We start from the raw sequence: 12,110 nt of genomic DNA, 5'->3' as shown, positions 1-12,110 counted from the left end.
ATGGATTTATTCCATATCATAAGGAGAGCTTAGCATGAAAATAGAAATATCAGATCCTTACGTAACCAGTCCGGTGTGTGAAACCAAGCGGTTCCGGCTCAGACAGGTACAACTGAAGGATGCAGAGGATTTATTGGGCTGTTACAGTGACCCTGAAGCCAGCCTGCTGTTTAACAGTGACAATTGCCGCTCAGATTTCCGGTTGAACACCCTGAAGGATATGCAGAATATTATCGGGGTATGGCTCGGGGAATATGAGAAAAGAGCCTATATACGCTTCAGTGTTGTGGATAAATTAGCGGGCACAACTGCAGGGACCGTTGAATTTTTCTGCAGAAGCGGAGTGGACGGGGATGAGCAGAGTACAGGCGTATTGCGGCTGGATTTGGCCTCACGCTATGAGACAGAAGAGAACTTGTGCGAGCTTATCTCTCTAGCAGGAGAACGTTTCCGTGAATGGTTTGAATTCAGCGGGATTGTGACCAAAGTAGTGCCGCAGGCAGAACGGCGGATTCGTGTGCTGCGTCAGGAGGGGTACCACCGCTTAGAGCTGAACGGAAGCTTTGGCTATAGCGATTATTATCTGAAAAGATCCAATTAAAAGTAAATGAATAGTATTATTTGTCTCAGCCCTTTTTGTCTCCCCTTTGGAGTACAGGAAGGGCTAAATTTTTTGCTGAACAATGTCGAAAAAAAGAGTAGAGCTACGATGACATCTGCGTATAGAATAGATAAGCGCAGATTTCTTTTGCAGAATGATAAATTGATTGAGGCAAGGGTGGTAACGTCAGATGGATACACATAAAGCCAACACATGGTTAGGAGGATTGGCCGTCTACATTGTTGCCTATTTGGCAGCAGTGCTGCTGGATAATCATCTGATGTTTGGAATCGTCACAGTCATAGCGCCTATGCTGGCCTGTCTGTATTACCGGATATCCGGACCGCCTCCCGCGCTGCTGAGAAGGCCCTTCCGGCTGATCAGTTACGGGTTCTTCCTGTGGGTGATCTGTGATGCACTGCTGCTGACAGGGTTATACGGCTTCCATTTCTCAGCTGACGACACGTCAACTTTTACCCTTACCGCACTTACGCTCTATTCGGTTACAAGAACGATTATTCTTGTTGCAGTCCTGCAGATGTATGGAATCTTCAGACAGGGCATCAATAAATTACAGGTGCTGTGGGATCAGATCACAACGCTGGAATGCATTGTGGGCAGTATCTGGTTTGTTTTTTTTCAGGACGGGTCATTCCGTTTGGCGGATATGAATTACCGTACCCTGATCCTCTTCTTCTATCTGCTGGCCCCCCTGCTGACCCTGGCCTCACTGATGCTGATCTGGGTGTACATGAAGCGGGAATACCGTACAACGGGCTTCAAGCTGCTGATTGCCTCCATTGCCCTGGTATCCTCCGTGGATCTGGTCCAGGCGCTGAATAATGGGATTATGTCCGGCTACCTCATAGACGGACTCTATAAATTATCCATTGTGTGCATAGCCGCAAGCTGGATTCTGGTGCGCCAGTATCCGATACAAGCGGAGCAAGGGCTTGCCGAACCCCAGCCCGTAACGGAAAGCCGGACCTTGAAGAGCGGAGTGCTGTTCATGGCGTATCCGGCACTGATTTTTATACTCAAAGGATTCTCTGTATATGTGTTTCTATATTTCACCATCATTATCATGGCTTATTTCATCGTCCGGCTGTATGCCAAACAGATCGCCTATACGAGAAAATTGCTGGACACCGAAAGGGAGTACAGCGAGAAGCTTCGGCTGTACATGGATGTGGTTGAACAATCCCCATTGTCTATAGTAATCACCGATATGGATAGCCTCATCGAATACATAAACCCTTATTTCACGGAAGTTACCGGTTATTCCAAGGAGGAGGCCGTCGGCAATAAACCGTCGATTCTGAGGTCGGACAAGAACCAGGCTGAAACGTACCGGAATATGTGGGAGACGCTGATACTTGAAGGCAAATGGCAAGGGGAATTCATTAACCGTAAGAAGAGCGGGGAAGAGTACACGGAAGCCGTCATTATCTCTTCTATTAAGAATGAACGGGGCCAGACCACGCATTATGTGGGCATTAAGGAGAACGTCTCGGAATATAAGCGGATCAAAAAAGAGCTGTCGGACCAGCTGTATTTCACCTCCCAGCTGGTGGATACTTTACCGCATCCGCTATTCTATATGGATGCCGAAGGGAACTTTCTCGGCTGTAATACGGCCTATGAGGAAGCGTTCCAGGTATCCCGCAGGGTCTTTACGGGAACTCCGATGAGCCGGCTGCCGCATCTCTCGCGGGAGGGCTTCGGAATTCTGAGTGAGATGAAGGATGAAGTGACGGCCAGCGGACTGCCGGCGACCCGGCAGATCCAGCGCAACTTCGCCACCGGGGAAGAGCATGATATTCTCTATTCCCTGTCTGCTTACCGGTTGTCTGACGGCACAGTGGGCGGGTACCTGGGGATTCTGACAGATATCAGTGATCTGAAGCATAAAGAGAAGGAGCTGCTCAACAGCCGCAATTTCCTGGATGCGATTATTAACCATATTCCGGTCATGATTAACGTCAAGGATGCGCAATCCTTGAAGATATTCAAGGCAAATCAGGCGGGAGCTTCCTTCCTCGGTATGACTCCGCAGGAGATGGAAGGCAAGGATAATTACGATTTGTACCCTGAAGAGCTGGCGGGCAAGCTGAACGGCAGTGACCGGAAGGTGCTTGAGACGGGCAGGCTCTTCAGCGAGATTGAGATTGTTACGGATGATGCCGAGCTCTGCAATCTGAAATACGTGCTGGCTTCGAAGGTGCCGATTCTGGATGCAGAGGGGAAGCCCCTCTATCTCCTTAGTGTGTCCGAGGATATCACTGAAGTGAAGCGCAAGGAGGAGGAGCTGAAATCCGCGCTTAATCTGGCGGAAGAGGCGACAGCTGCCAAATCGCAGTTCCTGGCGAATATGAGCCATGAGATCCGGACGCCGATGAATGCCATTATCGGGATGGCTTATCTGGCGCTGAAGACAGAGCTGGACCCCAGGCAAAGTGACTATATCTCCAAGATTCATAATGCCGGAACCTCACTGCTCGGTATTATTAATGAAATCCTCGATTTCTCCAAGGTGGAGTCGGGGAAGCTGGAGCTGGAGAATATTGATTTTGAGCTCCCGGATGTGATCGGGAATGTGGTGGATATCTCAGGACAGACTGCACTGGACAAGGGGCTGCAGATGTCCGTTCAGCTCCCTCCGGATGTTCCGCGCCAGCTCAGCGGCGACCCGTTGCGGCTGGGGCAGATTCTTACCAACCTTCTGAGCAATGCCGTTAAATTCACCGAGAAGGGTGAAGTGGTTATTCTGGTAGAAAGAATCAGCATGATCGACAGCATGACGAAGCTTAAATTCAGTGTGCGGGATACAGGGATCGGCATGAGCAAGGAGAGTGAAGGAAAGCTGTTCCAGGCGTTCACGCAGGCGGACAGCTCTACTACAAGAAGGTTCGGGGGCACAGGACTGGGTCTGGCCATCAGCCGGAAGCTGGTGGAGATTATGGGCGGCAGCCTGTGGGTCGAGAGTGAGGAAGGGCAAGGGAGTACCTTCGCCTTCACCGCCTGGTTCGGAATTTCTGCTGTGCAAGACTCAGGGGCAAGGGCAATGAGAGATGAAGCAACTGGTGTGAAGGACAAGGATTACGGCCTGTCCGGTGTACGGGTACTGCTGGTGGAGGATAACGAGATTAATCAGCAGATTGCGGAAGAACTGCTGCTGAGCCAGGGAATGATCATCGACATTGCCGGCAACGGAGCGGAAGCCGTGCAGAAGATTGAGGAGATGTCCGCGGATCAGCCTTATCAGCTGGTGCTGATGGATCTGCAGATGCCGGTCATGGACGGGTTCGAAGCGGCGCGGAGGATTAGGGCCGCAGAAGCTGAGCTGCCGATCATTGCCATGACCGCTAGGACCATGCAGGAGGAGCGGGAACGAAGCTTCACGGCAGGTATGAACGGCCATGTGGCGAAGCCGGTCGATCCGGATATCCTTTTTGCCAAGATCAGCAGGTGGACATCGGATGCTTCCAGGGAGGAGCAGCCGGATTACGATGAATGTGAGCACGGCCGTCCGCAGGAGGCGCAAGGGACTTCCGGATTCCGCATAGAGGGTATTGATACGGAGAACGGCCTTAGACGTGTCGGAAATAATGAGGCTTTATATATACAGCTATTGCTGAAATATTCAGAGAGCCAGCGCGATACCGCCCGGAAGCTCCGCAGCTTCATTAAGCAGGGGGATGAGGAAGCCGTGTATATGCTGGCTCATAGTCTGAAGGGAGTTGCCGGGAACCTGGGGGTAAAAGAAGTGCAGAAGCTTGCCGATTCGCTGGGCAGAATGCCGAATTATCATGAGCAGCCTGAGAAGCTTGAGGCGCTGGTGCTGAGGCTGGAGGCGGCTGTGCTGGAGAGCTGTACAGCGATTCGCGGGCAATGGGGGTCTGACGAGCCTTCTGCCGCCCTGATGGCTGAGCTTGATCCGGAATCGGTTGCACAGCCGCTGGCTCCTATGGCCGGGAAGCTGCTCGGAATGCTGATGGACAGTGACAGCGAAGCCGTTGATTATTTCATTTCGGTGCGTAGCCAGCTTGCAGGATATATGCAGCCAGAGCAGCTGGTTCAGCTGGCTGACTGTCTGAACCGGTTCGAATATGAGGCCGCCATAGAAATGATTGAAACGGTAATACAAGAAAGTAATTATGAACAGAGGTTGATATAAATGCTGGACACTAGACCTGTAATCCTGGTAGTTGACGACACGCCGGACAATATCTCACTTCTCAGCGGGCTGCTTAAGGAGCAATACAAAGTAAAGGTAGCCATCAACGGGGAAAAAGCATTACAGGTGGCCAAAGCCTCACCTCCTGATCTGATCCTGCTGGATATTATGATGCCGGTTATGGATGGCTACGAGACCTGCCGCCGGCTTAAGGAAGACGGGGAGCTGAGAGAGGTTCCGGTAATATTTTTGACGGCTAAGGAAGAGGTGGAGGATGAGAATCTGGGATTTGATCTGGGGGCGGTAGATTATATTACGAAACCGATCAGTTCGCCGATTCTGCTATCCCGTGTCAAAACGCATCTCACCCTGAAGCAATCCAAGGATTTCCTTGCGGACAAGAATGAGTTCCTTGAGGCGGAGATCTCCCGGCGGATTAAGGAAATCTCGCTCATCCAGGAAGTCTCGGTTATGGCGATGGCCGCGCTTGCCGAAATGCGTGACTCGGAGACCGGCAATCACATTCAACGGACGAAGCTCTACATTGAAGAGCTGGCCACCCAGCTAAGCCGGACGGGAAAATATGCGGAGGTGCTGAGTCCGGAGCATATTAACCTGATTGTGACTTCCGCGCCGCTGCATGATATCGGCAAGGTGGGCATTCCTGACCACATCCTCCTGAAGCCGGGGGCGCTGACCCGCGAGGAATTCGAAGTGATGAAGACGCACACGACACTCGGCAGGGAAGCCATTCTGCGGGCAGAACGGCTTATGGACAAGCCGGAGACTTTTCTGCGCTTCGCCAAGGAAATTGTCTATTCCCATCATGAGAAATGGAACGGGACCGGATATCCCGAGCAGATTGCCGGTGAACAGATTCCCCTGTCAGCCCGGCTGATGGCGGTAGCCGATGTCTACGATGCGCTTACGAGCAAGCGGGTATATAAAGATGCAATGACGCATGAGGAGGCGGTCGGTATTATAGTAGGCGATGCCGGAATACATTTCGATCCTGATATCGTGAAGGTATTCATGAAGAACAAGCATAAATTCAAGGAAATCGCCGAGCGGTATACCAGCGAGCTGGCAGGATGACCGGTCGTGGATTGGCGAATAGTGAATAGCGAATAGAACCGGATCACCCGACATAGAAATTACTGATATTTTAAAGTTATACAGATCAATCTGGAGGACCGTCCGCTGCATATACGGATTGCGCAGATTGTTTATTTTGAGGGGGCGCTGGCTTCGTATGTGTAGGTTGGCGGTATGAAATAAGCAAAAGGCAATAAGCAATAAGCAATAAGCAATAAAGATCTTTTTCCATCCCTTATGGGGTGGAGGAGGGTCTTTTTTTTAGAAGCGATTTGGAGCATCCGACCCTGGGTACAATCTGCTGCTTCGTACGCCTTGATTGGGCTTAAGAGAACGAGAGTGGAGACGAGCCGAATGTATGCGAAAAACCGAATACAATGTGCCAATGGTAGTGGAGATGAGCCGAATGTATGCGAAAAACCGAATACAATGTGCCAATGGTAGAGTAGACGAGCCGAATGTATGCGAAAAACCGAATACAATGTGCCAATGGTAGAGTAGACGAGCCGAATGTATGCGAAAAACCGAATACAATGTGCCAATGGTAGAGTAGACGAGCCGAATGTATGCGAAAAACCGAATACAATGTGCCAATGGTAGTGGAGATGAGCCGAATGTATGCGAAAAACCGAATACAATGTGCCAATGGTAAGGTAGATGAGCCGAATGTATGCGAAAAACCGAATACAATGTGCCAATGGTAGAGTAGATGAGCCGAATGTATGCGAAAAACCGAATACAATGTGCCAATGGTAGAGTAGATGAGCCGAATGTATGCGAAAAACCGAATACAATGTGCCGACGATAGGGTAGATGAGCCGAGTTATTTTACTTTTGAGGTGCCGCTTGATTCGTCCTCCGGGCGATTTTGTTATTACTTTGGAGATTAAGCACCGTTATCTTGGGGGGAGAGGGCTGGAGGCGGAAATGTAGGGGATAAATGAATGCTTGCTTTAAAGTGCACTTTAAGGATTATGATGGTTCATGAAGGCGAAGGCGCTGAGGCAGGTGAGTTTGTCGGTTCCTATTAGTTATGTAGAGCGGGTAGCCGGCCATGCGCCTGGAAAGAAACTTTACTTAGGAGGTACAACTATGCACAAGTATATAAATAGCAGCGCAACACCCCAAGCTCCGATTGGGAGCAGTTTTGGTGCCGGGACTACGGCGGAACAAGTAATCGGCAACCTCGATTTGAGCGGAAAAATAGCCATCGTAACCGGCGGATATTCCGGCATTGGCCTGGAAACTGCACGTGTACTCGCCGGTGCCGGAGCTACAGTCATTGTACCGGCACGGACACCGGACAAGGCCAAGGCTGCAGTCGCCGGAATTCCGCGTCTGGAGCTTGAAGCCCTTGATCTCATGGACCCTGCTTCCATCGACAGCTTCGCCCGGCGTTTCCTGGATTCAGGACGGCCGCTGCATATACTGGTTAACAGTGCCGGCATTATGGCTGCACCGCTGGCGCGGGATACCCGGGGCTATGAATCCCAGTTTGCCACCAACCATCTGGGGCATTTCCAGCTTACGGCCAGGCTCCTGCCGGCATTGAAGCAGGCAGGCAATGCCCGCGTTGTATCCGTAACATCGCGGGCACACCGCCTGGGCGGTGTCGATCTGGACGATCCTAATTTCATCCACCGTGAATATGACAAATGGACCGCCTATGCCCAGTCGAAGACGGCAAATGTGCTGTTCGCCATAGCATTGGATGAGAAGGCTAAGGGTCAGGGAATCCGGGCCTTTGCAGTGCACCCGGGATTAATTCCATCCTCCGGCATCGGGCGTTTCTTGGAAGCGGAAGAGCTTGGCGTCAAGCCGGTCCCGGAGGCGCAGGATGTGAAGCATGAACAGCCGGCTGGCAGTGCCGGAGCAGACCGGATGAAGACAGTGGAGCAGGGCGCGGCAACCGGCATCTGGTGCGCAGTAAGTGAACAACTGGCAGGTATGGGGGGAGTCTACTGTGAGGATGTTGATGTGTCCGAAGCTGTCCCGGCTGGCAGTGTGCAAGGCTCCGGGGTATGGCCCTGGGCGGTAGACCGGGAGAATGCGGAGCAGCTGTGGACGCTCAGCGAGAAGCTGACGGGAGTGGGATTCGCGATTTAAGCGGATATTCTGCTGCAGGAATTCAGCGGACGATCCGCAGTTGAGAAGCTAGGGGAAGCACAACGCTGGCTCAGGGCACCCAGGTACTCAAACGCTCAGCTTGACTTAAAGTGCATTTTTACCCCTATACTATAAGAAAAACTTGATCACTGCCGTGATCTGAGGGAAGTGACTGCTTTGAGTATATTGATCAAAGAAGCTGCGGCCAAGCTGGGGCTCCCCGCCCATACCATCCGCTATTATGAGAAAGAAGGGCTGCTGCCTTCTCTACAGAGGGACGGGCAGGGGAACCGTGTTTTTGAACAGGGTGATCTGGACTGGATCTCGCTTATGACCTGCTTCCGGGCCACAGGAATGCCAGTGGCCGGACTGAAGCAGATCGTTAACCTAGCCGCAGAAGGAGATTCCACGATACCCGAAAGGCAAGCAATTCTGGAAGCCCACAAGCTCGAGCTTCAGCGCAGACAGGAGGAGCTGGACCGGGCTTTTACAGCGGTAAATATGAAGCTGTCACGGTATGAGACAATCCTGAAAGGCCAGCCGGACCCCGATGCAGGTAACCCTATGGGATTGTGCTGAGCCTAGCTTTTATAGGGCATCGAGCTTCTGAATCCAGTCAAATATAGCTTCACCTACTGCCAGCGGCTGCTCTTGTCAATATAGTGGAGACGGTGGCCGTTCACTTCCGCGTAATGCGAGTCGAATGGGAAGTCCGCGCGGATAGGAGGGGTGTCAGAACGAGCTCCGCCGGTTGATTAGTTGCTGGCAGTTCCACTATACTTCAAATTTAAGTCTATTTCCGCAAAAAAGACGCTCCCGGGTCCGGGAGCATCTTAGGAGTATCGTTATACTATTTTCTTAATAATAATATTCAAATATATACAGACCTAACCCTCACCCGCACCATGACCCATAGTAGAAATTAATTGGGAGCTATTAAGATCTGTTGTGAATCCGATACCTCCAACCGGTAAAATAATTACAAGTAGCAGACTAAACGAAGTTAGAAACATGATGAACTTTTTGGTCATTTGGATCCTGCACCTCTCTGATTAGAAATTTATACTGCACTTGCTCTTCTTCGCTGGCCTCATGCCGGTGCTGCTCAAACAAATTCACACATTTAATGATTAGGCTTTCATTATTGATTCTAACGGATGATTCCAAACTTTTGAGTATTACGCTAATTCCATCGTGCCGTTTGTTGTGCAGATTATACATGGCTAGCTCAGTGAGAAATCTGGCATGCTGGTCTGCAATAATCTGATGATTATATTTGCCGAAGCCGGAGTTGTAAGGTTCATAAGGAACATGCTTGGAAAACCTGGCAAGAATGTAATCTATATTCCATCCGTAGCGGTTTGCTGATTTAATAATATTATAGACAGCTGTAAAAACCTGCCCCTCGTGGTTAGAGATATAGTCTACATAATCCTGCAGCCCCTCATATTGCCCGGCCATTACACGGTAGAGGTGGGTGTTTGCCGTTCCCCAAAGCTTAAATTGAGCTAACGTCTCCCGGACCTCATCACTGTCTTCCTGTATCCAGTCTGCCTCCATATATTGTGGAATAAGATTCAGAGCCGCTGTATAGTCCCCATACTCTTCCTGCACACTGGAGCGCATAAGATAGGAATATAGAATGTAGAAGTATAACGGTTTCTCAGGAGCTTTCTCGCTTCTGTCCTTGCGGCCGGAGGGATGCTGGAAATTGTAGCTGAGCGTAGCCAAACGGAGCATCTCCAGTGCCAGCTCATCTACCTTGTCCCACTTGTGCAGTGAATAATAGACATGCATCAGGTGTTTCAGCCCATCCAGCTGATCCGCTACCTCTAACCGCTCAATATAGCATTCAAAAAGAAGAGCCGCCTGCAGATTGAGGACTTGGCTGTCACCAATGGAAATGCGGAATAAGCGGTATTGGCATATAGCAAGCCGTTCGGAATGCTGATACTTCTCACTTGCACTCACATTCTTGTACAGAACCGCTGCTGCCTGCCATTGGCCCTCCTGAAATAAGCCTTCGGCCACTTCAAACAGCATGGGTGCATAGATTAAATTGTCGAGCAGATTCCTAACCACAAGTTCAATACAGTCAAGCCGCCCAAGCGCTGCTGAACTCAGAATGAACGGGCGCAGTCGCCGCCAGGTTGGTGCTGAATGATAGAAGCATTCGTCCACATACAAACTATAGAAATGGTCCTCCGGTACTCCCATCCCCCGGGTAATCAATTCCAAATGACTCATGGCGATCGGCTGCTGGCCGTTAAGCAAACGGCTGAGCGTTCCCGAATTAATGCCGGTCTGTATGGAGAATTGATTAATGGACATATGCTGTGCAGAGAGATAAGCCTCTAAATGACTGCGAATCGTGGCTGCAGGCTCCAAAGAAACACCACCAATCCAATACCATAATTTAGGTCCTTAATGTTATAAGTGTATAATATGCGCCATTATACCACCGGTCAAGAGTGTGATTGGTAGAAACAGTGAACAACAGGAAAAAGCATCCCCAATGTAACAGGAACGCTCTCCCGAATTATTGCAGATGGTGGTAAGAGATGCTTAGCTTCCGAAGCTGGACTAGGCAGTGAAAATACCCGCCCCTCCTTTGCTCTTCCGGCTCTCGATCACCTCTTCGTAATCCTTGATCAATCCGTCGAAAATATGCTCCCAGGAACGTCCGAGCGCGAGGCGCCGCCCTTCCCGGCCCATAGACGCCCGCAGTGCATGCTGGGCGGCTAGGATACTAATCCCGCGTGCCAGCGCTGCCGGATTACGGGGTTCGAACGGATTCCCGGTGACACCGGGAACGACCAGATCCCTGGTGCCGCCAGCATCTGCGGCGATGACCGGCAGCCCCGAAGCCATGGCTTCAAGCACGACATTGCCGAAGGTTTCCGTGCAGGAAGGGAAGACAAACAGGTCGGCTGAAGCGTACAGCTCCGCCAGCTCTTCGCCATGCTTCGCACCGGTAAAGGTTACGTTGTCCGGTGCCTGTGATCTGAGCTCAGGCAGGAGCGGCCCGTCTCCGACAATCAGCAGCTGCACACCGGAGCGTACGGATTCCGGCAGAAGCTGCATGGCGAGCAGCAGGGTGGCGATATCTTTTTCCGGGGCAATCCTCCCGACATAGAGCATAACCAGAGGCGCGCGCATACCATACCGCTCCCGCAACTCTTCACTTCGTTTCTCAGGGGAATAGAGAGTGCAGTCGACGCCTCTGGACCACAGGCGCAGTCTCATGAAGCCCTCTGCGCGCAGCGAGGCTAATGTCTCCTGGGAAGGGGCCAGCACAGCATCGCAGGAACGGTGAAACCACTTCATATATTTCCAGTAGAGCGGGACAATTCTTCTCATTTTGTAATATTCCAGGTAACGGTCGAAGTGGGTGTGGTAGGAGGCGACATGAGGGAGCTGCTGTTTGCGGGCATAGCGGAGGCCGGATAAGCCGATGTTGAAGGGGGTGGCCAGATGGATCAGATCAGGGGCGAAGGCCGTTAGCTCACTTTGAATAGAGGACATGCCCGGCAAGGCCAGCCTGCACTCGGGATACAGAAAAAACGGGATGCTGGCGATGGGGCGGACAGGATCTGGGTAGCTGCTCTCCGGTGCGGATTTAGGGGTAAACAACAGATGCTCAATCCCCCTGCGGTGCAAATGGCCGGTTAACCGGCTAAGCGTGCGGGCCACACCATTGGTCTGCGGAAGAAACGTGTCCGTGAATAGAGCCAGACGCATCGGAATCCCTCCCTGTATTCTTGTTGCCTTGAGCTTAGCAGGCGAATATTTCATGGAGATCAACCGCAGGTTAAACATCTGGCATAGAGGAAGATTGGGGAGTTTCGAATCCGCTTTTTTTCAAGAAGGGGTGGAGCGGGTATACATAGGTATCAGGAATGAAGGAGGTAAGAGGATATGAATAAAGATCTGCCGCCAGAGGTTCCACCGAAAGTTGTACCCGAAGTGAAGCCGGACATGATCCCTGAACCGGGACCGGTTGTAATTCCGCCGGAGGTTCCTCCGCAGAAGCAGCCGGAAATTATTCCGCAGACCCCGCCGGAGATTATTCCGAGGGAGCCTTTGTAATTGTTGATATAAGCCGGGCATGGAACGGCATCGGAATTATCA

General features: G+C 51.3%; 8 protein-coding genes. 6 read left to right on the top strand and 2 right to left on the bottom strand.

Annotated elements, in window-relative coordinates:
- Positions 1 to 34 precede the first annotated feature (34 nt).
- The 5 genes from NSU14_RS20130 to NSU14_RS20110 all read left to right on the top strand — a co-directional run bounded on the left by NSU14_RS20130 (position 35) and on the right by NSU14_RS20110 (position 8,558).
- Positions 35 to 601 carry a GNAT family N-acetyltransferase gene (locus NSU14_RS20130; RefSeq protein ID WP_340947019.1) on the top strand — a complete coding sequence of 189 codons (567 nt, stop codon included), beginning with the start codon at positions 35 to 37 and terminating at the stop codon, positions 599 to 601.
- A gap of 190 nt (positions 602 to 791) precedes the next feature.
- The gene (locus NSU14_RS20125; RefSeq protein ID WP_340947018.1) at positions 792 to 4,778 is read left to right on the top strand and encodes a PAS domain S-box protein; all 3,987 of its coding nucleotides are present in this window, start codon (positions 792 to 794) and stop codon (positions 4,776 to 4,778) included.
- Positions 4,779 to 5,873: a response regulator gene (locus tag NSU14_RS20120; protein WP_340947017.1), complete on the top strand. Its 1,095-nt coding sequence runs from the start codon at positions 4,779 to 4,781 to the stop codon at positions 5,871 to 5,873. It begins immediately after the preceding gene.
- A 1,092-nt stretch (positions 5,874 to 6,965) separates the two neighbouring features.
- On the top strand, positions 6,966 to 7,979 hold the full coding sequence (locus tag NSU14_RS20115) for an SDR family NAD(P)-dependent oxidoreductase (RefSeq protein ID WP_076242796.1): 1,014 nt from the start codon (positions 6,966 to 6,968) through the stop codon (positions 7,977 to 7,979).
- Positions 7,980 to 8,156: 177 nt separating this feature from the next.
- Positions 8,157 to 8,558, top strand: a complete 402-nt coding sequence (locus NSU14_RS20110) for a MerR family transcriptional regulator (RefSeq protein WP_042135528.1) — start codon at positions 8,157 to 8,159, stop codon at positions 8,556 to 8,558.
- A 414-nt stretch (positions 8,559 to 8,972) separates the two neighbouring features.
- Here NSU14_RS20110 and NSU14_RS20105 read toward each other — a convergent pair whose 3' ends face one another.
- Together NSU14_RS20105 and NSU14_RS20100 are read right to left on the bottom strand one after the other, a co-directional pair.
- On the bottom strand, positions 8,973 to 10,367 hold the full coding sequence (locus NSU14_RS20105; protein ID WP_336101282.1) for a helix-turn-helix domain-containing protein: 1,395 nt from the start codon (positions 10,365 to 10,367) through the stop codon (positions 8,973 to 8,975).
- 195 nt (positions 10,368 to 10,562) lie between these two features.
- The gene (locus NSU14_RS20100) at positions 10,563 to 11,720 is read right to left on the bottom strand and encodes a glycosyltransferase family 4 protein (RefSeq protein WP_340947010.1); all 1,158 of its coding nucleotides are present in this window, start codon (positions 11,718 to 11,720) and stop codon (positions 10,563 to 10,565) included.
- A 177-nt stretch (positions 11,721 to 11,897) separates the two neighbouring features.
- Between NSU14_RS20100 and NSU14_RS20095 the strand changes: the two genes are divergently transcribed.
- Positions 11,898 to 12,068 carry a hypothetical protein gene (locus tag NSU14_RS20095; RefSeq protein WP_340947008.1) on the top strand — a complete coding sequence of 57 codons (171 nt, stop codon included), beginning with the start codon at positions 11,898 to 11,900 and terminating at the stop codon, positions 12,066 to 12,068.
- Positions 12,069 to 12,110 lie beyond the last annotated feature (42 nt).

Origin of the sequence: Paenibacillus sp. FSL R10-2771 (assembly GCF_038000205.1) — a bacterium.
GTDB classification, from domain to species: domain Bacteria; phylum Bacillota; class Bacilli; order Paenibacillales; family Paenibacillaceae; genus Paenibacillus_AQ; species Paenibacillus_AQ phytohabitans.
Note: the sequence above shows the minus strand (reverse complement) of the source record. Positions and strands in the feature narration are given on the sequence as shown.